Origin of the sequence: Leifsonia sp. ZF2019 (genome assembly GCF_019924635.1) — a bacterium.
GTDB lineage: Bacteria > Actinomycetota > Actinomycetes > Actinomycetales > Microbacteriaceae > Leifsonia.
Window position 1 is genome coordinate 4,199,535 of the sequence record NZ_CP065037.1, and the last position, 26,579, is coordinate 4,226,113.

The 26,579-nt window shown below is 67.3% G+C and carries 21 protein-coding genes; 4 read left to right on the top strand and 17 right to left on the bottom strand.

Going from position 1 to position 26,579, the window contains the following annotated elements:
• Nucleotides 1-32: 32 nt before the first annotated feature.
• Nucleotides 33-1,454 carry an amidohydrolase family protein gene (locus IT072_RS20495; RefSeq protein ID WP_223358701.1) on the top strand — a complete coding sequence of 474 codons (1,422 nt, stop codon included), beginning with the start codon at nt 33-35 and terminating at the stop codon, nt 1,452-1,454.
• Here IT072_RS20495 and IT072_RS20500 read toward each other — a convergent pair.
• Nucleotides 1,447-2,262 carry an SDR family oxidoreductase gene (locus IT072_RS20500; RefSeq protein ID WP_223358702.1) on the bottom strand — a complete coding sequence of 272 codons (816 nt, stop codon included), beginning with the start codon at nt 2,260-2,262 and terminating at the stop codon, nt 1,447-1,449. The genes IT072_RS20495 and IT072_RS20500 overlap by 8 nt on opposite strands.
• A 27-nt stretch (nt 2,263-2,289) precedes the next feature.
• On the opposite strand from IT072_RS20500, the gene IT072_RS20505 reads away from it, so the two are divergent.
• A complete protein-coding gene (locus IT072_RS20505) occupies nt 2,290-2,739 on the top strand; it encodes a MarR family winged helix-turn-helix transcriptional regulator (RefSeq protein WP_223358703.1) in 450 nt (149 codons plus the stop codon).
• Between the two features lie 8 nt (nt 2,740-2,747).
• Here the strand turns inward: IT072_RS20505 and IT072_RS20510 are convergent, their stop codons facing one another.
• The 5 genes from IT072_RS20510 to IT072_RS20530 form a co-directional block, all read right to left on the bottom strand.
• The gene (locus tag IT072_RS20510) at nt 2,748-4,883 is read right to left on the bottom strand and encodes an alpha-galactosidase (protein ID WP_223358704.1); all 2,136 of its coding nucleotides are present in this window, start codon (nt 4,881-4,883) and stop codon (nt 2,748-2,750) included.
• A 90-nt stretch (nt 4,884-4,973) separates the two neighbouring features.
• The gene (locus IT072_RS20515; protein ID WP_223358705.1) at nt 4,974-6,230 is read right to left on the bottom strand and encodes an ABC transporter substrate-binding protein; all 1,257 of its coding nucleotides are present in this window, start codon (nt 6,228-6,230) and stop codon (nt 4,974-4,976) included.
• 32 nt (nt 6,231-6,262) lie between these two features.
• Nucleotides 6,263-7,087, bottom strand: a complete 825-nt coding sequence (locus IT072_RS20520) for a carbohydrate ABC transporter permease (RefSeq protein ID WP_223358707.1) — start codon at nt 7,085-7,087, stop codon at nt 6,263-6,265.
• Entirely contained in the window at nt 7,084-8,010 is a 927-nt protein-coding gene (locus IT072_RS20525) for a carbohydrate ABC transporter permease (protein ID WP_223358708.1), read from the bottom strand. The genes IT072_RS20520 and IT072_RS20525 overlap by 4 nt, the downstream gene beginning before the upstream one ends.
• A gap of 162 nt (nt 8,011-8,172) precedes the next feature.
• A complete protein-coding gene (locus tag IT072_RS20530; RefSeq protein WP_223358710.1) occupies nt 8,173-10,683 on the bottom strand; it encodes a glycoside hydrolase family 2 protein in 2,511 nt (836 codons plus the stop codon).
• A gap of 171 nt (nt 10,684-10,854) precedes the next feature.
• Between IT072_RS20530 and IT072_RS20535 the strand changes: the two genes are divergently transcribed.
• Complete coding sequence (locus tag IT072_RS20535; RefSeq protein ID WP_223358712.1) at nt 10,855-11,886, top strand: LacI family DNA-binding transcriptional regulator; 1,032 nt, start codon at nt 10,855-10,857, stop codon at nt 11,884-11,886.
• On the opposite strand, the gene IT072_RS20540 is transcribed toward IT072_RS20535, so the two are convergent.
• From IT072_RS20540 to IT072_RS20555, 4 genes are all read right to left on the bottom strand, one after another.
• Entirely contained in the window at nt 11,883-14,411 is a 2,529-nt protein-coding gene (locus IT072_RS20540) for a family 78 glycoside hydrolase catalytic domain (RefSeq protein WP_223358714.1), read from the bottom strand. The two genes, IT072_RS20535 and IT072_RS20540, sit on opposite strands and share 4 nt — an antisense overlap.
• Nucleotides 14,411-15,328 carry a phytanoyl-CoA dioxygenase family protein gene (locus tag IT072_RS20545; RefSeq protein ID WP_223358716.1) on the bottom strand — a complete coding sequence of 306 codons (918 nt, stop codon included), beginning with the start codon at nt 15,326-15,328 and terminating at the stop codon, nt 14,411-14,413. The genes IT072_RS20540 and IT072_RS20545 overlap by 1 nt, the downstream gene beginning before the upstream one ends.
• Nucleotides 15,329-15,423: 95 nt before the next feature.
• Entirely contained in the window at nt 15,424-16,281 is an 858-nt protein-coding gene (locus IT072_RS20550) for an AraC family transcriptional regulator (RefSeq protein WP_223358717.1), read from the bottom strand.
• A complete protein-coding gene (locus IT072_RS20555; RefSeq protein ID WP_223358718.1) occupies nt 16,278-19,292 on the bottom strand; it encodes a GH39 family glycosyl hydrolase in 3,015 nt (1,004 codons plus the stop codon). The genes IT072_RS20550 and IT072_RS20555 overlap by 4 nt, the downstream gene beginning before the upstream one ends.
• A 251-nt stretch (nt 19,293-19,543) precedes the next feature.
• Between IT072_RS20555 and IT072_RS20560 the strand changes: the two genes are divergently transcribed.
• Nucleotides 19,544-20,374, top strand: a complete 831-nt coding sequence (locus IT072_RS20560) for a hypothetical protein (RefSeq protein ID WP_223358719.1) — start codon at nt 19,544-19,546, stop codon at nt 20,372-20,374.
• A 62-nt stretch (nt 20,375-20,436) separates the two neighbouring features.
• Here IT072_RS20560 and IT072_RS20565 read toward each other — a convergent pair whose 3' ends face one another.
• The 7 genes from IT072_RS20565 to IT072_RS20595 form a co-directional block, all read right to left on the bottom strand.
• A complete protein-coding gene (locus tag IT072_RS20565) occupies nt 20,437-21,174 on the bottom strand; it encodes an alpha/beta fold hydrolase (protein WP_223358720.1) in 738 nt (245 codons plus the stop codon).
• 18 nt (nt 21,175-21,192) lie between these two features.
• On the bottom strand, nt 21,193-22,569 hold the full coding sequence (dnaB, locus tag IT072_RS20570) for a replicative DNA helicase (RefSeq protein ID WP_223358721.1): 1,377 nt from the start codon (nt 22,567-22,569) through the stop codon (nt 21,193-21,195).
• 509 nt (nt 22,570-23,078) lie between these two features.
• Nucleotides 23,079-23,531 carry a 50S ribosomal protein L9 gene (rplI, locus tag IT072_RS20575; protein ID WP_223358722.1) on the bottom strand — a complete coding sequence of 151 codons (453 nt, stop codon included), beginning with the start codon at nt 23,529-23,531 and terminating at the stop codon, nt 23,079-23,081.
• 11 nt (nt 23,532-23,542) lie between these two features.
• The gene (gene rpsR, locus IT072_RS20580; RefSeq protein WP_018189012.1) at nt 23,543-23,806 is read right to left on the bottom strand and encodes a 30S ribosomal protein S18; all 264 of its coding nucleotides are present in this window, start codon (nt 23,804-23,806) and stop codon (nt 23,543-23,545) included.
• 65 nt (nt 23,807-23,871) lie between these two features.
• Nucleotides 23,872-24,384 carry a single-stranded DNA-binding protein gene (locus IT072_RS20585; protein WP_223358723.1) on the bottom strand — a complete coding sequence of 171 codons (513 nt, stop codon included), beginning with the start codon at nt 24,382-24,384 and terminating at the stop codon, nt 23,872-23,874.
• A gap of 4 nt (nt 24,385-24,388) precedes the next feature.
• Entirely contained in the window at nt 24,389-24,766 is a 378-nt protein-coding gene (gene rpsF, locus IT072_RS20590) for a 30S ribosomal protein S6 (RefSeq protein WP_223358724.1), read from the bottom strand.
• A 303-nt stretch (nt 24,767-25,069) separates the two neighbouring features.
• Nucleotides 25,070-26,494, bottom strand: a complete 1,425-nt coding sequence (locus IT072_RS20595) for a CCA tRNA nucleotidyltransferase (RefSeq protein ID WP_223358725.1) — start codon at nt 26,492-26,494, stop codon at nt 25,070-25,072.
• Nucleotides 26,495-26,579 lie beyond the last annotated feature (85 nt).

The following is a 26,579-nucleotide window of genomic DNA, read 5'->3' on the forward strand; positions in this document are numbered from 1 at the left end:
CGCTCGCCGTGGGCCCGAGGAGGGAGCACGCTTTGGCCGCGCGAACCATCATCGCTGGAGTCACCGTCGTCGACGTGCGAACCGGGGGCCTGCTGCCGGACAGCGAGCTGGTGATCAGCGACGGCCTGATCACCGCGGTGGCGCGCGCCGGCACCACCCCGCGCACGGATCACGACGACGTGCTGACGCCGGGCCCGGTCTTCGTCGTCCCCGGGTTCACGGACACGCACGCGCACGCCCTGAACCTCACCGAGCCGGACGGGACGTTGGCGCTCATGCTCGCCTTCGGGATCACGTCGTTTCGGCAGATGTCCGGCAGCTCCGACCTTCTTCGCCGGCGCGCACGGGACCAGTTGGGACTCCCGGCCGATTCTCCAGCGCTGACCGCGCTCTGCGGCGAGATCCTCTCGCCCGCGAACGCGGCGACCCCCATGGAGGCCAGAGAGACCGTGCGCTCGGAGGCGGCGGACGGCGCGGATTTCATCAAAGTCGCAGCCGTCAGCCCGGACACCCTGACCGCAGTGCAACGGGAGGCCGCCGCATGGGGTGTCCCCGTGGCCGGGCACCTTCCCGCCGGCGCTGATCCGCGAGCGGCGGCGCGTCTCGGATTCACGATCGAGCACCTGGGTCCGGGCATTCCGCTCCTGGCCGCGTGCTCCACGGACGAACAGGCTATACAGGCTCAGCTCCGGAGCGGAAGCGAGCTCCGGCTGCCGCGCCTTCCCCGGCCCGTGCTCGCGCGCATCCTGACAATGGCGCTCCCGCGCGTCGTCGTGAATCCGACGGCACGGGCGACCGACAGCTCGATCGCACTGCTTCAGCACGCCCTCGACACCTTCGACGACGGCAAGGCCCGAGAGCTCGCGCAGCTGTTCGTCCGAGAGGACACGTGGGTGACCCCCACGCTCGTCCGGCAACTGACCTCGCAGCGGGCCGACATCCCGTCCTTCCGCGACGACCCCGACCTCCGCTACGTGAAGCCGGGCACCGTGAGATTCTGGACCAGGTCCGCGGATCACTTCTCGAAGAAGTACACACCCCAGCAGCACGCGACCTTCGCGGCACAACACGACACAGAGCTTCGGCTCGTGAAGATCTTCGCCGAGGAGGGCGTTCGCATGACCACCGGCAGCGACGCCACCGGCGCCGGCTGGGTGATCGCCGGACCGTCGCTTCACCGAGAGTTCGACCTCCTCGCCGCAGCCGGGGTCGACCCGCTCCGCATTCTCCAGATGACGACGGTGGACGCCGCGAGCCTCGTCGGGCGCTCGGAGGATTCCGGCACGATCGAGGTCGGCAAGCTCGCCGACCTCGTCTTCCTCGCCCGCGACCCCCGCGAATCAGCCGCGCACCTTCATGACATCGTGGGTGTCGTCCGCCAGGGACGTCACTACGCGCCCAGCGACCTCTCGGCCCTCCGAGAGGGCGTCGCCGCGGCACGCTCCGTCACCTGATCCGGGCAGATGTGCATTCCGCGCAGGTGGACTCCCGGTAGCGGGAGACGGCGGAACGGCCGGCGGAGGCCTCGAACAGTTCGTGTTGGAGGCTGAGGAGGGAACGGAAGGCGCCGGACGCGGTGAAACCGAATCCGACCTCGTCGTGATCGCCGTCGAGGAGCGGGAACACGGCATCGCAGAACTCGTCGACGTCGGCACCGTGACGATCCTCCGTGCCGGCCAGAGCGGTGGCCACGGCCGGCGGGATGAGCTCCGCGACTCCGATCGTCGTGTCGGCCAGCGCCCATCGGAGGTTGACGGTGTAGCTGTGGAGCGCAGCCTTCGATGCACTGTAGATGGGCGCGAAGGTCTGCGGCATGTACGCACCACCGGAGGTGACGTCGACGATGAGCGAGCCGCGACCCCTGCTGAGCAGCTGAGGGATGAGGAGTCGGTTGAGGTGGATGGGGCCGTCGAGGAGGATCTCTATCTCGGCGCGGGCGGCGCTCCAGGGCTCGTCATCAGAGGCGAGGGGTACGCGACGTTGCACGCCGGCATTGTTGATGACCGTGTCCAGTTCGGGCATCGTCGTCGCGATGTACGCGGTGAGGGCTTCCCTCGCTTCGGGGGATCCGATGTCGTTCACATAGGTCTCGAGCCCGGGAACGCTTGTCGCTGCGGCCGTCAGTCGTTCCTCTCGTCGGCCCGTCACGATGACACGATCGCCTCGTTCGATGTATCGGCGAGCAAGCCCCAATCCGATGCCGTCGCTGCCCCCGGTGATGAGGACGGCGTGGCGTTGAGTCGCGTACCCTGATGTTGTCATGTACACATCATAGGGAGAGTTGTTTCCATGTCAACATCATTGAGCGTCACGGAGACCCTCCAGTGGGAGGCGTGGAAGCATGCCCAAGCCGCCGTCAGCGAAGCGGTCGAGCGGGCGATCGAGTCCGCGTCTGGCCTTTCCGGTCCGGATTTCGCGGTGCTCTCGCGCGTTGTCGAGCTGGGCGACGGCACGCTGGGGCAGAACCAGCTTGTCGCGTCGTTGGGTTGGGATCGGAGTCGGCTCTCTCGGCAGCTGACCCGTATGGCGGCGCGGGGACTCCTCGTGAGCACGGCCGCATCGGGCGGCGGGGCCCGCCGGCAGATCATCGCGACCGATGATGGCCGGGAGAGAGTGCGCCTGGCCCGGCCGGCGCACGCGCGGGCCGTCCGGGATGCGCTTCTTGAGCCCGCGTCGACAGCCGACGACTTCTGGGCCGGCGTGACGGCCCTCTCAGACGGGCACGCCAAGAAGCACTGAGGCGCTCGTCAGCGCGCGCTCTCGATCTGGTCGGCACAGGAGTGGCGATCACCCCCGGATCCCGAGACCCTTCGCAAGAGCGAGGCCGTGCTGTCGAGATCGCCGGAGAGCTCTACACCGAGTCCGACGGCGTTGAGCTCGCTCCCCCCGAAGAGACGGCCGTGTTCGTCGACGTAGAGGCCGGCGTCGTCCGAGACCTTCAGCCGGATCTTCTCCCTTCGGGTGGCGAAGCGTCGTGCGTGACCGAATGCGAAGACGACGATCGACTCACGATCCGCGGACTCATACTGCACAGCGGTGAGCTCGGGAGAGTATGCGAGGCGTGACACGGTGCCGTTCTGGATCGTTTCACGGTTCGCCTTGTACCAGCGGATCAGTTTCGTCGCGACGGCGGTCTCCTCCGCTGTCCAGGCTCTGATGTCATCGCCGATGCCGAGGACTCCACACATCGCGACATGGAATCGGTAGGTCACGCTCGACTGCCGGTTGTTGAGAAGAGACGGACTCGCCGTCACCCACGAGCTCATCGCGTTCGGGGCGAACGCGTAGGTGAACCCGTGCTGCAGGGCAAGCCGGTCGTACGGGTCGGTGTCGTCGGAGGTCCACACCTGGTCGACGTGAGCGAGCATGCCGAGATCGGTCCGCCCGCCGCCTCCCGCACACGCTTCGATGCGCACGGCCGGGTGCTCGGCGCGCAGCCGGTCGAGGATCGCGTAGAGAGCCCGGACGTGGTCGATCCATATCCGCTGCGCGTTGGGGTGGCCCGCCCATCCCGCCTGCGTGATCGGTCGATTGAAGTCCCACTTGAGGTAGGAGATCGGGACCTCGCGGAGGAGCCGGTCGATGGTCTGCCAGACATGCTCCCTGACGTCGGCTCGAGCGAGATTGAGCACAAGCTGGTGCCGCATCGTCACTCGGTCGAGACCCGGGAACGCGTACACCCAGTCCGGATGCTCGCGCATGATCTCGCTGCCGGGGCTCACCATCTCCGGCTCGATCCACAATCCGAAGTCCATCCCCAACGACCGGACCTCGTCGGCCAACGGTCGCAGCCCACGAGGGAATTTGGCAGGGTCCGGCTCCCAATCGCCGAGTCCACCCGTCTCGTCGTCTCGCCCACGGAACCAGCCGTCATCGACCACGAACAGTTCGCAGCCGATCTCGGCAGCGCGGGCCGCGAGGTCCAGCTGGCCACCCTCGTCGATGTCGAACATCGTGGCCTCCCACGAATTGAACAGCACAGGGCGCGGCAGGGTGTCCCTGAGGACCGCCTCACGCTGGTGGTCGTGCCACCGTCGGCTCATCCCGCCGAAGCCTTCGCGCGAGTGAACGAGAGCGACAGCAGGGAGGGTCAGCCGCTCTCCGGCGTCGAGGAGGTAGCGGAAGTCGGCTTCGGCGATCCCCATCACCGCATGCCAGCCTTCGTGCACCGTCCGTTCGATCGCGAGCCGCCACGACCCCGACCAGGCGAGGGACGCACTCCACACCTCACCGTCGTCCTCCGTCGCGTTCCCGTCGTCGACGGCGAACCACGGCTTGGCGCGGTGCCCGGCGTAACCACCGGACTCGGCGAGCTCGAAGCGTCCCTCCGGAAGCTCCGACTGCGTCCACCGCGGGTCGGCCGCCCAGCGCCCGGCGAGATAGCTCACCCGACGGACCCGGCGCGGCAGGGCGAGCGCGCAGGAATGCGCCGTCACGACAGCGACAGGCGCGGCCGACAGATTGCTCAGCTCGGCCCATCGTTCGATGACCTCTGAACGTTCTTGAACGCGATACCAGAGGACGACCTCGAAGCCCTGCACGGAATCGACAAGCGCTATCCGCAGCGTCGTGTCATCCCACGAGGTGTCGGACACAGCGAGTCGGAGACCGCGTGATCCCGATGCGAACTCGGCGCGGACGGTGGGGATGCGTTGGTCGACGCCGTCGGGGAAGGAGAGCTCGTCCGTGACCCGGGGGTTGTAGGTCGATTCGAGCACGAAGAGATCGTCGGGACGCGCCGCCAGGCGCGCGACGTCTGCGTCTGAGATGGATCGCCCCCAGTGGAGGAGGCGGAGCCGGCCGTCGTCGTCGAGGGCGACGGCGTACGAGGTCCGGCCGGCGGCGATGTGCCACGAGTCCGGCGTCGGGGAGCTGATCGTCATATGTCTCCTTCGGGCTCGTGATCCGGCACAGGGCGATCGGAGGGACGACGGATTCCCGTCGCCCCTCCTCGCTTCGCACCGGACGGCAGGTTACTTCGCCGTGTAGGCGGCTTGCATCGCGTCCAGCGTCTTCTGCGGAGTGGAGCTCCCGGCGAAGATGCCCTGCACGCCGTCCGTGAGCGCTTGCTGCACCGAACTCTTCCAGAGGAAGTTTCCTGCGATCGTGTGACCGTCGGCGGCGGCGGCAGCGAGCTCCTTCAGGCTCGCAGGCGGAGCGAACGAGTCGCTCGCGATGCTGGGGATCGTTCCTGACGCGGCAGCGATCGAATCGAGGGATTTCTCGGACGACCACAGGGTCAGGAACTTCTTCGCGAGCGCCAGGTTCTTGGAGGCGGCGTTGATCGAGAGGCCGCTGCCCGGGAGGATCTCGAACTTCTGCGCTGCTGCGTCATCGGTGGCAGGCAGGGGCGTGGTGACGAGGTGGAGGGTACCGGTCGCCTTGCTCTCCATGACGCCGATGTGTGCACTCACCGAGACCGTCCCCAGGTAGTCGCCGTTGATGACGCCGGGCAGAACGGTGTTGTCGATCGAGGTGCCGTTCGGGGAGTCGTTGAAGCAGCCCGCCTTGGTCATCTCGTCCTGCTTCTCGAGCGCCTCCTTCCACTGCGGCGAATCGGCATAGTCGAACGTTCCGTCGCTGAGCTCCGAGTTCCATTTGTCCGGGTCGGGGATGAGGGTCGCGAGGAGTGCGCGCGGAATCAGGAAGGTCGTCCACCCCTCCTGCAGGCCGAGTCCGAACGCGACCTTCCCCTTCGCCTTCGCGGCCGCACAGAAGCTCAGCAGCTCGCTCCAGGTGCGCGGCGCGGTCAGGCCTGCCGCAGAGAGACTGTCCGTGTTGTAGATCGCGCCGATGGAGGTGAAGTTCGGAGTGATCCCGTAGACCTTGCCGTCATACGTCATGGCGGCCTTCGCCGGCGCTGTCGCGGCCCCGGCCCACGGGAGGTCGTCGAGCGGAGCGAGATATCCCGCCTTGGCGAGATCGGGAACGGCCCCCTGACTGCCGGGAGGGGCTGTGAGGAAGATGTCGGGCGCCGTTCCAGCGGTGAGCTGGGTCTGGAGCGTCTGGGTGAGGTCGGTGCTGGCGATGATGTTCGTCTTGACGGTGACACCGGGGTTCGCCTTCTCGAACGCCTTCACCGTCGGGTCGATCACCTGGCTCTCGGTCCCGGACACCCAGGTGAGGGTGAGGGTGTCCTTTCCGCCGTCGGAGCCGCTGACGGCGCATCCGGTGGCGAGCAGGCCGACGCTCAGCAGCACTGCTGCGACGCCGAGGACTTTCTTTCGCATGTGTTTCCTTTCTCGGGTGCGGGTAGGGGGGTTCAACCCTTGAGGCCGCCAGCGAAGCCCTTGATGATGTTCCGCTGGAGGACGAGATAGAAGGCGAGCACGGGAAGCACGCCGAGCGAGATCCCCGCGAAGATCGCGCCCCAGTTGGTGGTGTACTGGCTCGAGAAGTTGCGCAGAGCCAGCGGCAGGGTCGTGTACGAGCTTCCGTTCAGATACAGCAGCGGCGTGAAGAAGTCGTTGTAGATCGCGATCACCGTGAGAACCGCGATCGTTCCGGTGACGGGACGCAGAAGCGGGAAGACGACGCTCCAGAAAGTCCGGATCGGCCCGGCGCCATCGATCCTCGCCGCCTCCTCGTAGTCGGCGGGAACGGCGCGCAAGAAGACGGTGTACAGGAGGATGGCGAAGGGGAGGTTCATTCCGACGTAGAGCAGCACGAGGGCGCCCGGCGACCCCAGCAGGCCGAGATTCTTCATCGTCACGTAGAGGGGGATGACCCCGACGGCGGGGACCACCAATCCGGCGACGAAGACCGAGAAGGTGATCGTGGACCACCGTCGCGTCGCCCGGGCGAGCGGATACGCCGCGGCGGCCGAGATCAGGATCACCGCTGTGACGCTGGCGACGGTGATGAAAAGGGAGGTCACGAATGCCTGACCGATGTTCCCTTCCAGGAACGCCGTCCGGAAGTTGTCGAATGTGACCGGGTCGGCCGGTGTCAGCGCGGGACTGGTGTCGGTCTGTCCCTTGAGGGCGACATTGATGAGGAGATAGACGGGGACTCCGAGATAGACGAGGGCGAGAATCCACATCAGGCCCTCGAAGAGAGCGGTTCTCGGGGTGTAGCGCGCGATCATCGGTTCTCCTTGGTCCGAGTCATCCGGAACTGCACGATCGACACCGCTCCGACGAGCACGGCGAGGATGATCGAGAGCGTTATCCCGTACGAGTAGTCGCCTGCCACGAACCCGTCGGTGTACGACATGGTGGCGAGCGTGGCCGTGCTCCGCGCCGGACCGCCCTGTGTGGTGATGAAGATCTGGTCGAAGATCTTCAGACCTCCGATGACGCAGAGCAGGGAATTGATGAGGACGGCTGGCGCGAGCAAGGGACGGATGACATACCAGAACCGCTGCCACCCGTTGGCCCCATCGAGGTGGGCGGCTTCGAGCGTCTCGGAATCGATGCCTTCCAGTCCGGCGATGAAGATCACCATGGTCACGCCGGCCGATTGCCAGACGCACATGACGGCGATCGACCAGAGGTTGACCGACGGGTCGCCCAGCCAGTCGTGTGCCAGCGCGTGGAGCCCGATCGCGTCGAGGATCTGGTTGATCGCTCCGGTCGGCGCGTACAGGAACTTCCAGATGTAACCGACCGCGACCGAGGTGAGCACGACAGGTGTGAAGAAGAGCGTGCGCAGGACCGTCTTGGATTTGAGCCGCGTCGACAGGGCGAGAGCGAGCAGGAGGCCGATCACCAGCTGGGCGAGAGTGATCATGATCGTCAGGGCGACCGTGTTCACCAGCCCTTTGACGAAGTTGGGATTCTCGAAGGCGGACACATAGTTGGTGAGCCCGATGAACGAGAAATGGTTCGCCAGCCCGTTCCAGTCGGTCAGACTGTAGGCCATGGCCTGAACATCCGGCACCACGGTCACGAAGCAATAGATCACGGCGGCCGGCGCGATGAACCACCACGGCACCACCCGTGCGCGTCCCCGGGTTCCGCGCACCGGCTCGGGCGACGCGCGAGTCCGCTCGGCGGGTGCGTCAGTCATGGGGCGTGCGCGTTTCTCGGCTGCGCGAGCGGTTTCGATCACCGGTGACCCCTTCTGCGTCCTTGGAGAGTTCCTGCTCATTACACCAGCTTCCGAACCGGTTCGCAAGTTGTGTTCTTTTGAACGCTTCTTGCCACGATTTCACAACAAGAAACGGTTCTCTTATCGACGGTTCCCCGGGATCGATGCAGCCGTCGTCGATGCCCTGCTCGCGCGCTCCGCCACGTCGTTGGCCGTGCAGACCACGGGAAACCGGGCGAGGTCGGCTGCGGCGAGTTCGAGCTCCGTCCGCACGCGGATCTCCGCGGACTCCCCCGGCGCGAGGGTGGCGAGCTCCTGCTCGACCGAGCCGTCGGCATCGACCCGGTCGAACTGCAGCCACAGATCACGCAGGTGCACCCGCGCCGTGATGCGGATCACATATCCTCCGGCGCTCCGCTCCAGCTCCAGGTCGTACCGTGGGCTCGGGAGGCGGAGCTCGCGGACCGGAGCGAAGTAGTGCCAGCGCGTGGCAACAGTGCGACCACTCTCGGTCAGGCGCGCGAGGAGCGCCTCCGCCGCCCCATCGTCCGTCGCGGTGAGGAAGGCCGGCATTCTGACCTCCGCGCTCCCGCGGGGCGCGATGGTCAGCTCGGCACGGAAGTGCCCGACGGCTTCCCCCGACTCGAGGTCACGTCGCTCGAGGTCCAGCCGGCCGCGCAGCTCGTGATCCTTCTCGTTCACGACGATCGCCCAGTACTTGCCGTCACGCAGCGCGATGGCGACCGAGGTGTCCTGGTATGCACGCCGCACGGCGGCCCAGGCGGGTTTGCGGCGACCCGTGGAGTCGACCAGCGACCATGACATCCCGGGCCAGCAGTCGTTCAGCTGCCAGACGATCATCCCGTGGTTGCGCGCCCCCAGCGATCGGAAGTGGTCGATCCCGAACTGGAGCGCGTGCGCCTGATTGAGTTGTTGGGCCCAGTGGAGGACGTCGTCGCCTGCGAGGTCGCCGAAGTGCGCGGTCGTGGTGCGTCGGAGCTTCTCGGCGCCGTCTTCCGCCTTCTGATGACCGAGCCACGCCTCCCCCTCGAGATCGACGTCGCCCTCGTCCAGCGCCGCAGCGACGGCCGCCCAGCTCGGCGGCCCCTGGAACCCGAACTCCGACACGAATCGCGGGCGGATGTCCGCATAGTGCTCATAGTCCAGCTGGTTCCACACGTCCCAGGCGTGCATGATTCCGTCGCCCTGCGCGTTCGGATCCGGGTCCTGCCACGAGAACGGGCTGCCCGGAATGTAGACCGCATCCGGGGCCAACTCCTGAACGATCGCCGGCAGCACGTCGAAGTAGTAACGCTCGCCCCAGGTCCGGCCGTCGAGCTCTGCCTGCCAGTTCCAATCGGTATTGCCCCAGAGGTTCTCGTTGTTGCCGCACCAGAGGGCGATGCAGGCGTGACCGGCGAGACGGGACACCGCCTCCCTGGCTTCCGCCTCCACCTCCGATGCGAGCGGCTCTTCTTCGGGATAGGCCGCACAGGCGAACAGGAAGTCCTGCCAGACGAGGAGCCCCAGCTCGTCGCAGATCTCGTAGAACGCGTCGGCCTCGTAGGTGCCTCCGCCCCAGACGCGGATCAGGTTCATATGGGCGTCTGCAGCATCCTCCAGGAGTCTCCGGTATTCGGTGGCGGGGCGGGAGGGCTGAAGGATGTCGAGGGGAATCCAGTTCGCGCCACGGATGGCGACGATCTCGCCGTTGACCGCGATGCCGAAGCCCCGCCCGTCGACGTCCGTCGACGAAACGATGTCGATCGACCGGAAGCCGATCCTGCTCGCACGCGACTGCGGCGGGGCACCGCCGTCCGACATCAGCCTCACTTCGAGGGGGTGCAGGACGGGACTGCCATGCGAACGCGGCCACCACGGCTCGATGTCGGGAACGTCGATCGCCGTCGTGACGAGGGTCTGGCCGGTCTCGACGGCGACAGTGTGGATCGTGTCGCCCACGCGCACCTCGAGTCGCCTGCCGGGCGCAGGGGAGCCTCCGGACCACTCGATCTCCGCGCGCAGCCGGAGAAAGCCGTCGCCTCTCGACCAACGCGTCTGCGTCGTCACGCCGCCGAGGCGGGCACCGCTCCATGTCTCCAATCGGACGGATCGCCAGATTCCCGCCGTGGGCAGGCTCGGCCCCCAATCCCAGCCGAAGTTCGCTGCCGACTTGCGGATCATGTTGAACGGGTCGTCGAACAGGTGCGGCCGGGCGCCCAGCCTGGCCACCTCCTCGCGGATATGACGCAGCGGCGAGGCGAACCTCACGGTGAGCGCGTTCGAGTCGGCTCGGAGGTGCCCCGTCACGTCGAATCGGTAGCTGCGATGCTGGTTCATCACGGCACCGAGCACCGCGCCGTTGAGCTCGACGGTGGCGATCGTGTCCAGGCCGTCGAAGACGAGGTCGGTCCGCTCCGCCAGGCCGGCAGGCGCCTCGAAGTCCAGGGTGTACTCCCAATCCGTCTCACCCACCCATCGCACCTCTCGCTCGTTCCGGCCGACGAGGGGGTCGGGGATGACTCCGGCAGCCCGAAGCGCAGCGTGCACAGAGCCGGGGACGGGGGCGGCGACGGCACCGCTCGGAGCCTGTGGCGGCACCGGCCCGACCGCGCGCACGACCCATCCGTTGTCCAGAGAGTGGGAGATCATCCGATACGCCTTTCGCTGACGGCGCCGCGTCGACGCCGATGTGGGAGAAACCGTATCAGAACCGGTTCACATGACTTGTAAAGCCGCGGATGAATCGATATGAATGCAGCGATCCGAAACGGTTCTTCGCCTGCTATTGTCGTGTGGGGAGGAACAATGGGAATGGACCCGATGAGCGCGACTCGGAGGCCGACCATCGTCGACATCGCCACCAAGTTGGGTATGGCGAAGTCGACGGTGTCGAACGCCCTCAATGGGCGGCCGGGGGTCTCGGAGGCGACACGTGCCGCGGTCCTCGACGCCGCGTCACAGCTCCAGTGGCGCCCGAGCGGAGCAGCGCGCGCCCTGTCCCGCTCTCGCACGAACGTCGTCGGATTCCTGCTGGCCCGACCGGCCACCCTGCTCGGCGCCGAGGCGTTCTTCATGCAGCTCATCGCCGGAATCGAGTCCCGCCTGTCGAGAGACACGGTCAACCTGCTCTTCAGCACCGTCTCGTCCGTTGACGACGAGGTCGAGACGCTGGAACGCTGGGCGGGTGAGCGGCTGGTCGATGGAGTATTCCTGACCGACCTGCGCGAGACGGACCCTCGCCTCGAGCGCGTGCAGGAGTTGGGCCTCCCGTCCGTCGCTTTCGGCTTGAGCACGCCCTCTCCTGGCGTGTCCGGGGTCTTCTGCGATGAGGCCGGCTCGATCCGGGAAGCCGTCCGCTACCTCGCCGCCCTCGGCCACCGGCACATCGCCCGCGTCGCTGGGCGCCCGGATTTCCGCAACACCACACTCCGAAGCAAAGCCTTCCTCGAGGAGACGGCGGATCTCGGCCTGCGCGGCGACGTGCTGACCGCCAACGAGTACTCCGCGCCCGAAGGTGCTCAGATCACGCGACAGCTCCTGTCTCAGCGCGAGCGCCCCACCGCCGTGATCTACGAGAACGAGGTGATGGCCGTCATGGGCAGTTCCGTCGCTCAGGAGATGGGCCTGCAGGTGCCGCAGGACCTCTCCATCGTCGCCATCGGCGACTTCCCGATCTGCTCTCTGGTGACGCCCAAACTGACCGCCGTGGGACGAGACGTACCCGAGTTCGGCGAGGCGGGAGCCGATGCGCTCCTCCGGCTCCTCGACGGAGGAGCGCCCGAGCTGGTACAGACGGTGACACCGCGTCTCGAGCCGCGCGCGAGCACCGCCGCGCCTCCTCGTACCGCCTAGAGCCCGAGCCGCCGCGGATCAGGCACCGCGAATCGGTGGGCGCCGGCGGCGCACGCACGTGCGGGCTCACCGTCCAGGTGGACCTCGGCCACGCATCCCGGCGGCACGGCGACCGTGAGCTCGATGGCGGCCCCGCGGTCCTGCCGGCACCATGCGACGGCGTAGCGTCCGGCCGGGGAGTCATACGTGAACGACGCACTGTCCACCGTCGCGAGAAACCGCGGCTCCACACGCGCACGCGACCAGCCCACCGACTCCGGTGCTTGGCGGAGGCCCGCCACGACGCCCGTCATCCAGTGCGAGATCATCGAGAGCATGAAGTGGTTCTGGGAGCCCTCGCCTTCAGGCCCGGACTCGGCCGACCACGTCTCGGCGAGCGACGTGAGCCCCTTCGCGACCTGCATCCCGTATCCCGGAACGTCCGGTCGCGCCAGCAGCGCGTACAGCCGGTCGTCCAGCCCGCGACGATGGAAGGCGTCGACCACGGGCTCGAAGGCGATCTCCCCGACTCGGAGAGCATCCGCCGCCTCGATCGACGCCAGGAGTCGGGTGAACGCATCGCCGGCTCGCTCGTGGTCCCCGGTCTGATCGGCCAGCTCGACGAAGATCGCCAGCTCGCCCTGGCTCGCCGCCGCATCCAGCGGAAAGGCGGACAGGGCCGATTCGACACACGCGATCCGCCGGGCGAGATCGGACGCCCAGAGCTCGTCCTCCGCGAGCGTGGCGATCTCCCGGGCGTCGACGAGCACGCGCCAGTACCCGTACGAGGCCACGACCCGACGGTCGGACGTCTCGAGGGCGATCCAGTCCGAGAGGCCGAAGTCGATGAGGCCGTCCCGCTCGACCCGCGCGAGGCTGTCGAGATAGCGGCGCATGGCGGGTTCGTTCTCGCGGAGGATCCGAGGGTCTCCGTACTGGCGGTAGTGCGCGAGGGCCAGGCGGACGATGCAGCCACCCCAACTCGGATCGAACCGCATCGCCTCCGGGTCACCCATCCATTCGGCGCCGGTGAAGTCGATGAATTCGGGCGCGGTGTTCGGGATCCGCCCGTCGGGCAGCTGCGCCCGGCGGACATGGTGGAGGACGGACCGCAGGTGAGCCTCGAGGTCGAAGTGGCTCGTCAGCGCACCGAAGCACAGGTGCAGTTGCTCGAGCCAGCCGAGCTTCTCGCGGTGAGGGCAATCGGTGAAGACGGAGTACATGTTGCTCTCGATCGATCGCACGATCAGCTCTTCGAGCCGTGCGAGGAACGGATCCGAGGTCCGGAACCGTCCGACCCGGGTGTTCGAGGCCCGGGCGACGAGGGCGCTGGCGCGCGTCACCGACTCGGCGTCCTCGATGCGCAGATACCGGAACCCGTGGTAGCCGAACCGCGGCTGCCATGCACCGCCCTCACCTGCGCGGGTCGTGACGGTGTCGACGATCGGCGAGCCTGTGCTCGCCTGGCTGATCGCCCCTCCGAGGAGCCGCTCGGCCGGCCAGAGCCGGATGGTCCGGTCCACCGAGCGCGGGGCCCAGGCGATGGACGGGAAGCCGGCGACGTTGACGCCGAAGTCGACCACGCACGCGTCGCCGTCCTCGCTCACCACCGTGCCTTCGAGGGTGTCGACGATCCGGATCGGTGGATGCTGCGGCCACCAGATGCGGCGCTCCTCCCCGTCCGCGACAAGGTGCGCGCGTCCGTCCGGTCTGTCGTCGACGGGCTCGGGAAGACGCGCGTCGTAGTCCTCGCCTCCATACCAGTGGGTGGAGACGGTGGGACCGCGCCCGACGACGACATCGCCGGCGAGCGGATCCACGGCGACGGTCTGTCCGTCCGCCAGGTGTTCGATGGCGGCCATGATGCGGGGTGACCCGGCCGCCGTCTCGAACTTCGTGTACCGCTGCGACTCGGCGGTCAACCGGTACGGCCCGGCTCCCACTTCGACGGTCAGGTCGTGGCGGCCGTCCGGCAGCGCGCTGAGGTCCAGCGTCACGGCGGCGGCCTCGTCCGCCAGGGCGGTGTACCCGGGGGCGAGGACCAGGTCTCCCGCCGGCTCACCGTCCACGCGCACGTCGAAGACCCCGACGCAGGCGATGTGCAGCAGTGTGGTCTCGGCCCGGCCGGCATGCCGTTCGAAGCTCTGACGGAACCAGACAGTGCGCGAGGAGTGCGGTTCGGGGATCGGCGACGTGATCCATGCCGCTCCCATCGCCTCCAAGGACGGGGCGAGGACAACGGCGCGCCGATCGCTCCACGCCGTGACGCCGTCGACGATCGTCCCCACCCGCCAGCCGAGGGACCGGGCGTCCAGCGGCCGTGGGATGACCGCGGTGCGGCTGTCTCCGCCCAGCGTCGACCGGACGAGCATCCGCCCGGCGGGACCGCGCTGAGATCCTCGCCAGATCTCGAGCGCGATCGCGTCCGCGCGGGTGGGCGGGTCCCAGGCGAACCGCAGGTGCGTGTCGTCCACCCCCAGCGGTCGCTCCAGGCCGTTGACCCGCAAGCGCTGCGGCGCCGCGGGTGTCGGCCTCCTCCCCGTCATCAGCAGATCCGCCGGCCGGGCTGGAGCAGCTCATCGTTCCACGGGGAGAGTGCCGGCGCGTCGTCTCGCCAGTAGTACTGCACGTCCTGGACCTGCCAGCCTTCGTAGATCTCCTCCCACGAATGGTCCGAGTGGTTGCTGAGCGAGCGCTCCTCGACGGGCTCCGACACCGGCTGGAATCGGATGTCGAGCGAGAGCCTGATCGTGTCCCTGGCGCTCGCAGGCACCGCACGATGCACGAGCAGGCTGGGGAAGGTCAGCACATCTCCCGCCTCGAACGCTCCGCCCACCCAATCGTCCTCGTCGCAGAGGATCGCCTCGATGAGGCCCGCTCCCTCGGCGGGTGCGATCGGGATGTAGCCCTGCCGGTGGGATCCGCGGAGGACCGACAGAGGACCGCGCTCGAGCGGCGTGTCCGCGAGAGGAAACCAGGCCGTCCAGGTGTTCTGCGTCCCCTGGATGAGCGGGAAGTCCTGGTGCGCCGGGGTCGGGCGCAGTGCAGGATGCCCGGTCATCGCACGGACGATGTGGCGGGGATGCACGAAGACCTCGTCGTCGAAGAGGTCCCTGTAGAGCGCGAGCAGAGCCGGGTGATGGGGGAGCCTGTGCATGTCCTGCACTCGCTGGACGGCGACGTAGGCGCTCTCCGAGATCCCGATGTCCTGACGCATCAGGTCCGCAGGGATGGCGTCCACGTGCGCCCGGTCGACCGCGCCGCTCTCGGCGTCGACGAGCGACCCCTCGGTCACCAGGACCTCGGAGATCGCCCGCCGCACGCGTTCCACGTCCGCACGAGGCAGGAGCTGGCGGAAGAACAGGTAGCCGTCCTCGTCGGCGCGCCGGCGGAGGAGCTCGCCCGAACCGAGCAGATCGGTGGAGTCCCGGAAGGGGCGGAGGGAGGTGTCGTGTGAAGGCATGAGGTAAAGCTAGGTCGGGCCGTCCGGCGACGGCATCGGGTATCGGATCACTATCTGGACTTTCGGCGCACGCATCCCGTCACGCACTCATCCCGTCACAGGGGTGCGATTCCTCGTGCGTATGCCCGCGGGGAGACGCCGAACACCCGCGAGAACACCCGCGAGAAGTACGCCGGGTCGGAATAGCCGACGACGCCGGCGACCTCGGTCACGCTGAGCCCCGTCTCGCTGAGGAGGCGGCCGGCGGCCGTCATCCGCCGCCCTTGGACATACGACTGCACGGGCATCCCGAAATGCTTGGTGAACGCTCTCTCCGCCGTCGCGCGACTGCAGCCTCCGCGACGCGCGATGTCGTCGACCGTGAGCGAGCAGTCCAGGTTCTCGTCGATGAAGGCCGTCATCCGCCTCAGCATCGCAGGGAGCTGCGGCGCCGGGCCGGTCGTGGCGAGCCGCTCGGCCTCGTCGATCCCCAGCCGCCCGGCGCTGCGCAGTGCAGCATCGTCGCATTGGGGATCGCGCGCCAGATGCACCATGTACTCCACGTAGGCGGCCGCCTGGTCGTCCCGGTGTCGCGACACCGGTGCGGTCAGCGCTGCAAACGGTTCGAGGCCGTCGGGCCACGCGCGGTCCCGTGACGAGAAGAGCGTGTCGTCACGGTCGTGGGCTGCGCGTCGCACGATCGGTTCGGTCGTCGTGTGCCAGGGAAGCAGGTGAGCGGCGGCGACCGTGAACGGCTCCCGAGCGTCGGCGGTGTACGAGATCGCGTGGCCCCACGGCAGGCGGACGATGCTTCCCGGGTGGAGGCGGAGCTCCTGGACACCGGAACGAATCGTTCCCGCCCCCGAAAGGCACAGCACCAGGCAGACGCTGGCCACGTGGGCGTGGCGGATGCGTTCGCCCGACCCGAACTGATAACGGTTCGCCTGGACGAGCACGGGGCCGCCCTCGCTCATCCCGTGACGGTCACCTGCCCGAGTTGCGGGTTCCAGCTGTTGAGGCCCCCGGTGGGAAACACCACCCGCAGGTAGTTCGTGCCCGGGGGCAGAGCGGCGAGGGAGTACACACGCTTGGTCCAATTGCCGCTGTTGATGAGGGAGTCGGCGTGGCTGGCACCCGCGTAGGCGGACCACGTCAGGCCGTCCGCCGACGTGAAGAACGTGAAGTCGGCGATGGTCTCCTGGTCGGTGCCGAACAGCCCGGTGACCGTCGCGCTCGTCGCCCCCAGCTTCCGATAGTCGATGCTCTGCGGGTCGGTCCTGGTGGTGCGCATGGCCCGGCTGGTGTCGCCGAGCGCGGATGCGTTGCTCGTATCGAACGACAGGCCGGCGGTGTGGGTGTTGGCGAGATACCAGTTGTCCAGGTTGTCCGTCAGAGTGGTCGGAGTCGACGTCGGCGACCCCACCACAGTGGCGTTCGAGATCTCGTAGAAGACGACGCCGTGTTGCGCGACGGTGTCCGACAGGCTGATCTGGCCGCCGCTCGGGACGACCGTGGTCGATGTGCTGGACAGCGCAGCGAGCGACCGATACGTCGGCACACGGGAGTACCAGTAGTCCTTGTCGGCCTGCACGGTCATCAGAGAAGGCACCGTCAGCGACTGGGGGGACCAGCCGAGGTAGGTGACGTTGGAGACCCCGTGACTCGCGCGGTCCGCCGACCAGGTCGGCCAGAAGTTGGCATGCGTGTCGTCGACGACCCATTTGGTGACCGTCACCGACGATCCGGACGCGGGCGCGATGTTCTTCACCGTGAGGGAGACGCTCTCCGCTCCCGAGGCGGATGGGGACGGATTGTGGTTGAACTCCATCACATGGATCTTGTTGGTGGCGGGGTTGTAGCCGGCCATCGAGTCCACGATATTGCTCGGGTCGGACGCTGAGCCGGAGCGGGCCACATCGGCTCTCGCATCTCCCACCATCTTCTGCGCGAGGTTGTCGAGGTGCGAGGAGACACCATCGACACCTCCCCAGATCTTCTCGGTGTTGAGCGCCCACCGCGACCAGTCTCGGATCCCGAGGTCGTTGAGCTTCTTGAACACCAGCGCGTCGAACGAGCCTTCATAGGAGGATCCGAGGATGTTGTTCGAGATGAAGCGGGAGTCCTGGTCGAAACCGATCCCGCCCTCTGCGACGCCGTAGGTCAGGCCGGTCAGACCGTCGAGGAGGGCGCGCGCGCGGATCCGCTCGATCGAGACCGCCAGTGACCGGGCTCCTCCCGCCGACGTCTCCAATTGCCCGGTGTTGCCGGGGCTGCCCTCGTAGTACGAGAAGTCGATGTAGTTGATCGCTGTCCCTGTGGCGCCGGTCTTGTAGTTGGTGCCGGAGGCCACGTGGTCGATGAAGTCGGCCGGGTTCCAGAGTCCGTCCGTCTGGTTCATCATGTGCACCCCGACCTTCACATTCGCCGCCCCGAGGGAGGCTTGAAGTGCTGCGACCGTGTAGTCGTAGAGCCTGAAGAACGCGGTCTCGGTGCTGGCAGCGGTTCCATCCGCGGCCTCGAACCAGCTGGAGTTCTCGATCTCCGGCGTCATGCCCCAGGTCCAGGTCTTGACCTGTGCGATCCCGAACTCGGCGACCATCGCATCCGCGATCGCCTTGATGTAGGCGTAGTAGGCGTCGTAGTCGTCCGGGGGACGGATGTTCGTGCCGAACGCTCCGACGACCGGGACCGCTGTGAACTTCATCGGGACGTTGGCGAGGCGGATCTTCGGCGTCAACCCTTGGCCGATGATGTTGTGAACGGCTGTGATGAGCGAACTGAAATCGTAGTCCGTCAGGGTGTTGCGGTCCTGGGGGTTCTTGAAGAGATCGCGTGTGGTCGTGGCGCCCGGGAATCCGTCGTAGTTGTTGGTCCGCTGCGCGCGGCTGGCGTCGCCGAGGGCGGCGGCGTTCTGCGTGTCGAACGAGAGACCGGAGGTGTGATAGTAGCTGGCGCCCCAGTCGGAGAGGTCGTCGGTGTAACTGCTGCCACCCGTGACGACCACCTTTGCGAGCTGCGGGTTCCAGCTGTTCAGACCCCCGGTGGGGAAGGTCACTCGGACGAAGTTCGTGCCGCTCGGCAGGCTCGAGAGGGAATACACCCGTTTCGTCCAGAGCCCGCTGTTGATCGGAGAGTCGACGTTGGTCCAGTTCACGAGCTGCGTCCACGTCGCGTTGTCGGGCGATGCGAAGAAGGTGAGGTCGTCGATGTTCTCCTGCGACGACGAGAACAAGGCGGTCGCCTGGATCGCGCTCATCCCCGTGGACCGGTAGGTGATCGACTCGGCCGGGGTGTACTGATCTTTGACCGTCCGCATCAACCGGCTGGTATCACCCAGGACCCCCGCATTCGCCGTGTCGAACGCGAGCCCCTTCGTGTGGTCACTCACCTTGGACCAGTCGTCGAGGGTGTCGGTGATATTCGTCGCTGCTGTGATCGAGACGCTTCCGAGTTGCGGGTTGTAAGCGTTCGCTCCTCCGGTCGGAAAAGCGATACGGAACGCGGTGCTTCCGGATGGGATGGCGGACAAGGTGTATACGCGCTTGGTCCACGCGTTCCCGGCGATGAGGGTGTCCGACTCGGCGACCGACGTCACTTGCCGGTCTCCCTGCGTCGTCGTTACCCAGAACTTCAGATCGCTCGCCGGCTCCACGCTGGTCTGGAACAGCGCCGTCACCGATCCGCCGGTCATGTTCGACGCGAGGTAGGTCAGGGTTTCGGCCTTGCTCGTGTATCCACCGCCCGTGGCGCTGAAAAGATCGGCGGTCGTGATCGAGGGATAGTTCGTCGCGAAGTAGTTCGACGGCTGTCCCTCAGCGGCGCTCGTCCAGTCATCGCGGTACGCCCAGCTCGTCAGCGTATTGGAGAGCGTGGTCACCGTCGAGCCGCGCCGTGCCGGGTCGACGGTGAAGGAGGTCGACCCGGCGGCACTGGCTCCGGCGACTGGAACGGCGACGGCCGCCGCGATGAATACGGATGCGGTCACGGCCGCGATGATCCGTGCTGCTGTTCTCACTTCGATCGTCCTCTTCTCTCGAACCGCTCTGTTCCAGGGAATCGCAGGGAGACTCTGCGGTCTCTTCTCGTGAGGATAGCGACTTGCGAACCGGTTCGCAATCGAAAGCAAGAGTGTCTAGGCTCGCTAAGTCCCGCGGATAGAAAACGGTTCTAATGCCCTAGACCGCGAGTCCCGTCGGATCCCGAAGGACCCTCCGGTCAGGCCTATAGGATCTGCGTATGGTTCGTCCTCGCGCGTACGCCGACCTGCGTGAGCCCACGCCGATCGCACAACCGGTGCCGGCGCGCAGGGCGCCGCTGTGGCTGCGTCCGTTCGGATACGCCCTCGCGACGGCCGTATGGTTCCTGCTGTTCCTGATCTGCGGCGGCATCATGGTCTTCGCACTCCCGGCCGCGATGAGCGGGACGCTGGATGGCCAGGGTCTCCTGCACGCGAGGATGTTCCAGCCCTCCGACTGGCCGGTGACCGTCGCGGTCATCGCGATCGCCGTCGTCCCGGTCTTCGGATCGCTCACCTACCTGTTGCTGGCCGGAACCCTCGGTGTCTTCCTGTCCGCGCTCACACTGCTCGGGCGCAGCCTCCATCCGCGCTATGCGGACGAGCGGCTGTCCCTCTCGATCTGGAGCAGGGGCGAGACCATCGGACCGCCTCCGACCGCGCTGACCGGGACCTCGCTGTCCCTGGTCCCGATCCGAATGACCCGATGGTCGAAGATCGCGACGATCATCTCGTTCAACGGGTTCATCCCGAACTCGAACATGTTCGTCCTTGGAACCGTCTGGGGTTACGGCTACTTCTTCACCGTCACCTGGCTCCTCTGGCCGGCCAGCGGCACGGCAGCAGTCATCTGCGGGATCGCCTCCCTCGCGATCGCACTGGCCCTGTGCTGGATGGCGTGGCACCGGCGCCACCGGTTTCCCGACGTCATGCCGGGCACTCTCCAGGACACCGCCTACGCGACGTCCTGGCCGAACTCACGCGGCACGAAGGCCAGTGGACGCACAACCAAGCGGAAGCCTGCGTCGCGAGCCACCTCGCGCCGCAGCTGAATGATCTCGGCGGCCTCGTCGCGCGGCACCGTGATCTCTCGCTATCCGCGTCTGAGGTCACCTCAGGGCGAGTGGATCGCGAGGAGTGCTTCCGCGAAGCGGGTCGGGTGTTCCAGCATGATCATGTGGCCGGCGCCGCGAACGATGTCGAACGTTGCGGCGTCTCTGAGCGCCCATTCCGGGACATGCCACGCGTTCCTGCTCCGTTCGCCCGCAACGAGGTGCACCGGCGTGGCGGCGAACACGCGTTGCAGAGTTCGTTGCCACTCCTGGCCACCCGTCGTCTCGACGACGGAGCGTGCGGATTCCCACACCGTCCGCCAGGGCTGGTAGGAGAGCGCCTGCCGGGCGGTGGCGACGAGGTCGGCCGTCGGGATGATCCCGTCTCCGGTCAGGAAACCCTCCGGGTCCGTCAGGCGCGTGTTGATCGTTGCGCGGGCGGTGTTCTCGTCGAGCGTCGCGATCGACCGTGACCAGAAGGCGTCGTCAAGCGTGAAGTTCCCTTCGACGCTCGTCACACTCGCGACCCGTTCGGGGTGTGCGTCGGCGTAGAGGAAGGCGAGTACCCCGCCGATCGAGTGCGCCACCAGGTGCACAGGATCCGGCGGATACACCCGGTCGATGTGCGCCCGCAGGGCTGCGACTTGCCCTTCTGTCGTTACGGTGCCTGCTGTTCCGCCGTATCCGATCAGATCGGGGGCGGAGCAGGGGGCAGGTCGCAGGGCGTCGAACACGGCCTGGTCGGCGAACGACCCGAAGAGGCCGTGCACGAACACGAAGGGCGTCGGTTGCGGCGTCATACCCCCAATTCTGGTCGACTAGACCGGAGCCATGTCCGTGAAGCGGGAGTACATGCCCTGGAAGGCGACGGTGACGGTCTTGGTGGGGCCGTTTCGGTGCTTGGCGACGATGAGGTCGGCCTCGCCGGCGCGGGGGTTGTCCTTCTCGTAGGCGGATTCGCGGTGGAGGAGGATGACCATGTCGGCGTCCTGCTCGATGGAGCCGGACTCGCGGAGGTCACTCAGGGCGGGGAGCTTGTCGGCGCGCTGCTCGGGACCGCGGTTCAGCTGCGAGAGGGCGATGACGGGCACCTGGAGTTCCTTGGCGAGGAGCTTGAGGGCGCGGGAGAACTCGCTGACCTCCTGCTGGCGGCTCTCGACGCGCTTTCCGCTCGTCATGAGCTGAAGGTAGTCGATGACGACCATCTTGAGTCCGACGCGCTGCTTGAGTCGGCGGCACTTGGCGCGGATCTCGACAAGCGTCATGTTCGGGCTGTCGTCGATGTAGAGCGGAGCGTCGTTGATGCGGCCGCGGGTCGCGGCGATGGTGGTCCAATCGCGGTTGTCGACCGTTCCCTTGCGCATGTGCTGGAGGGGGACGGTCGCCTCCGCCGAGAGGAGGCGCATCGCGATCTCGCTCCGCCCCATCTCGAGGGAGAAGAAGATCGTGGGGAGGTCGTGCTTGATCGCGGCGGCGCGCGCGAAGTCGAGGGCGAGGGTCGACTTTCCGAGCGCGGGTCGCGCGGCGACGATCACCATCTGGCCGGGGTGCAGGCCGTTCGTCAGCTCGTCGAGCTCGGTGAACCCGGTCGGGACGCCGGTCATCGACCCGTCCTTGTGCTTGGCCGCCTCGATCTCGTCGATGGCGACGGTGACGGCCTCCGTCAGCGGGACGTAGTCCTCCGCCTCCTGCGCACCCGTCACGGAGTAGATCTCCGCCTGCGCGTTGTTGACGAGGTCGAGCACCTCTCCCTCGGCCTTGTAGCCCATCTGCGTGATGCGGGTGCCCGCCTCGACCAGTCGGCGCAGGAGCGCTTTCTCGGTGACGATATTGGCGTAGTACCCGGCGTTGGCGGCGGTCGGCACGAGGCTGGTCAGTGTGTGGAGGTACTCGGCCCCGCCGGCGCGCGAGAGCTCGCCGAGCTTGGTGAGCTCGTCCGTGACGGTGATGACGTCCGTCGGCTCGCCATGCGAGTAGAGAGACAGGATCGCGTCGTAGATGATCTCGTGCTTGGGAATGTAGAAGTCCGTACCGCGCACGACCTCGACCACGTCGGCGACGGCGTCCTTGCTGAGCAGCATGCCGCCGAGGGCGCTCTGCTCGGCGAGGAGGTCATGCGGGGGAGTGCGCTCCGCGTTCCGCGGCTCGGTCGCGGGGGCGCCGCCGTCGGCGAGGCCGATGTGAGCGATCGACACGTGCACTCCTCTTCTCTGCCGCTGTCCACGCACGCGTGGACACGTCTCAGCTTCGCCGCCCGGTGCGGCTCCGGGTGCAGGCTCGCCGCGGATGTCGCGACCGGATCCTGCGGCTCGCGGATCTCGCGCCGCAGTCCGATCGTCCTGCCGACCACCGACAGAACCGGTCCATCCGGCGGGCGATCCATCGGCGTCGCTTCACCCTACGAACCCGGTGGTTCATCCACAACTCAGCCTGTGGATAACTATGTGAAGAAACTGCGCGAAACGCCGCGGAGCTTGTGCAGAACATGTGGGAAAAACTGTGGAGAGGGAAGATATTTCTCTGAGGAAATAGGCCCTGACCAGCCCTTAATCTTTCCCCAGGGTGTGTGTAAAAACTACTTCGTTCGCTGTGGTGTTTGCTGTGGCCCGGGCGAGTCGACCTGTGTACAAGACCGGTGAAAATCTCCCTTAACGAGGTGTAGCGGCGGGCCACCGCCCGCCGCTACACTGACTCTTTTTCGCGCCTACTTGGCAGCGACCACCTGAAGGGTGATGACGGCCGAGAGGTCCTCGTGCAGGCGCACGGTGGCCTCGTGGTCGCCCACGACCTTGATGGCGTTGGGGATCTCGATCTTGCGCTTGTCGAGCTCGCCGATGCCCGCCGCCTTGACGGCGTCGGCGACATCGCCGGTCTTGACCGAGCCGAACAGACGGCCCTCGCGGCCCGCCTTCACGACCAGCTTGACCTTGGTCGCCTCGAGCTTGGCCTTGAGGTCCTGAGCGGCCTCGACGGTGTGCAGCTCGCGAGCGGCCCGGGCCGCCTTGATCTGCTCGACCTGCTTCTCGCCACCGCGGGTCCACGCGATCGCGAAGCCCTGCGGGACGAGGTAGTTGCGCGCGTAGCCGTTCTTGACGTCGACGACGTCACCGGCCGAACCGAGGCCGGTGACCTCGTGCGTCAGAATCACTTTCGACATGGGGGTTCTCCTTAACGGCCCGAGCCGGCGTAGGGGAGAAGAGCCATCTCGCGCGCGTTCTTGACGGCGCGGGCGATCAGGCGCTGCTCCTGGACGGAGACACCGGTGATGCGACGGGCGCGGATCTTTCCACGCTCCGAGATGAACTTCCGCAGGGTTGCGACGTCCTTGTAGTCAATGACGCCGACGCGAACGGACTTCGCAGGAGCGGCGTTCTTGCCGTCCTTGCCCTTGCGGATCGGCTTGCGGCGGTCGCCGCTCGACTTTCCAGCCATGATTTCCTTTGCTTTTCCGCCCATCCCGGCCGAACCGGGAGGGCTGATGAATGTAAGAGGGCCCTTTAGAAGGGGGTCTCGTCGTTGTAGGAACCCGGAGTGTTCCAGACGTCAGCGCCCGCGGACGGGTCCGCGGGGGCGGAGGCGGCCCAGGGCTCCTCGACAGCGGGAGCACCGCCACCGAACCCGCCGGCGGCACGACCGCCGCCGGACGACTGAGCACGGGTCACCTGAGCGGTGGCGTAGCGCAGCGACGGCCCGATCTCATCGATCTCGAGCTCGATGGACGTGCGCTTCTCGCCTTCCTTCGTCTCGTAGGAACGCTGCTTGAGCCGCCCCTGAGCGATGACGCGGGACCCCTTGGTCAGCGAGCCCGCGACGTGCTCGGCGAATTCACGCCAGACGCTCGCCCGGAGGAACAGAGCCTCTCCGTCCTTCCACTCGTTCGCCTGACGGTCGAACGTGCGCGGAGTGGACGCGATCGTGAAGTTGGCGACGGCCAGCCCGTTCTGCGTGTAACGCAGCTCGGGGTCGGCCGTGAGGTTGCCCACCACGGTGATGACGGTCTCGCCGGCCATCGGACTAGGCGCCGGCCTTCTCGGTGCCGGCGGAGGCGGCCTTGCGGGCAGCCTTCTCGTCGGCGCGCTTCTGAGCGGCGGCGACCTGGGCGATGGCCTCCTCGGCGCGGAGCACCTTGGTGCGCATGACGGCCTCGCTGAGCTTCAGCTGGCGGTCGAGCTCCTTGGTGGTGTCGCCGTTCGCGGTCAGCTGGACGACGGCGTAGATGCCCTCGGACTTCTTGTTGATCTCATAGGCCAGGCGACGGCGACCCCAGATGTCGACGCTGTCGATCGTTCCACCGTCGTTACGAACGACGTTGAGGAACTTGTCAAGGCTGGGAGCAACGGTGCGCTCATCGATCTCGGGATCGAGGATGACCATCAGCTCGTACTGATGCATGACTAACCCACCTCCTCTGGTCTCAGCGGCTGCAGACGTTCTGCAGCAGGAGGGTTGTACATCGGTCGCGCGGGCAGACTTCTGCCCAGGCAACTTTCCAAGGGTACCCGACGGCGCGTCATCCCGCCAGCCGGGAGCCGGCTCGCGGAGTGCCGGCTCGCGGAGTGCGGAGGTGCGGGAGGCGGGGGAGTCGAGGAGCTTCGTCATGTCCCCAGCCTCGGTGCGCCGGCCCGCCGCCGAGGGTCTCTGACCGGAACCGTGGAGAAGTCAGCGCGCGGCGTGCGCTGTGAATGGGGCGATGCGTCAGCGGGCGCCCCACCAGTCGAGCAGGCGACGCGTTGCCTCCTCCTCGCCCAACGGCCCCTCGTCGAGCCGCAGATCGAGCAGGAACTTCATCGCCTGGCCCACCTCGCGCCCTGGCGTGATGCCGAGCACACGCATCACCTGCTGGCCGTCGAGGTCCGGACGCACCGCATCCAGCTCCTCCTGCTCCTTCAGCTCCCGGATGCGCTGCTCGAGGTCGTCGTACGCGAACCCCAGACGGTCGGCCTTGCGGCGGTTGCGCGTGGTCACGTCGGCACGCGTCAGCATGTGCAGGCGTTCGAGCTGCTCGCCCGCGTCCCGCACGTAGCGGCGCACCGCGGAGTCCGTCCAGTGGGCGTCGGTGTAGCCGAAGAAGCGGAGGTGCAGCTCGATCAGCCGCGCGACCGCGTCGATCGTCGCCTTGTCGAAGCGCAGTGCGGTCAGCCGCTTCCTGGCGAGCTTCGCACCCACGACGTCGTGGTGGTAGAAGCTCACGGCGCCGCCCGGCTCGAACCGCCGGGTCGCCGGCTTGCCGATGTCGTGCAGGATGGCCGCGAGACGCAGGACGAGATCGGGAGCCTCACCCGGATGACGCTCCTTTTCGTATCCGATGGCCTGCTCCAGGACGGTCAGGCTGTGCTGATATACGTCTTTGTGGTGGTGGTGCTCGTCCACTTCGAGCCGCAGCGCGGGCACCTCCGGCAGCACCTCGTCGGCGAGCCCGGTCTGGACCAGCAGCTCGATGCCGGCCCGCGGATCTTCCGCGGTGAGGAGCTTGGAGAGTTCGTCGCGCACGCGCTCGGCGCTGATGATGCGGATGCGATCGGCCATGCGACCCATGGCGCCGACGGTCTCGTCGTCGACGACGAACCCGAGCTGTGCGGCGAACCGCGCCGCCCGGAGCATGCGCAGCGGATCGTCGCCGAACGACACCTCCGGGGTCGACGGGGTCGTGATCCGCCGCTCGAGCAAGTGCTCCACACCGCCCGACGGATCGACGAGCCGGACGTCGGGCACGCGGAGGGCCAGCGCGTTCACGGTGAAGTCGCGGCGCAGGAGGTCGCCCTCCAGCGAGTCGCCGAAGACCACGTCGGGCTTGCGCGTCTCGCCGTCGTAGCTGTCGCTGCGATAGGTCGTGATCTCGACGGTGTCGTCGCCGAACCGCGCCCCGATTGTGCCGAACTGCCGGCCGATGTCCCAGACCGCGTCCGCGAGCGGGGAGACGATCTTCAGGATGTCGTCGGGGCGCGCGTCCGTCGTGAAGTCGAGATCGTGCACGGACCGGCCCAGCAGCGCGTCGCGAACGGGGCCGCCGACGAGGGCCAGCTCGTGGCCGGAGGCCGCGAACAGGGAGGCGACCCGGCTGACCGTGGGCGATGCCGCGAGGTCGCCGAGACGTTCGAGGGATTCGGCGACGCTCTGCATGGTGACCTAGTTTACGGGCGTGCTCGCCGGGCTCTCAGGGGGTGGCATCTAGAATCGTGGTCATGGAGGCCGAGCAGGGATCGTG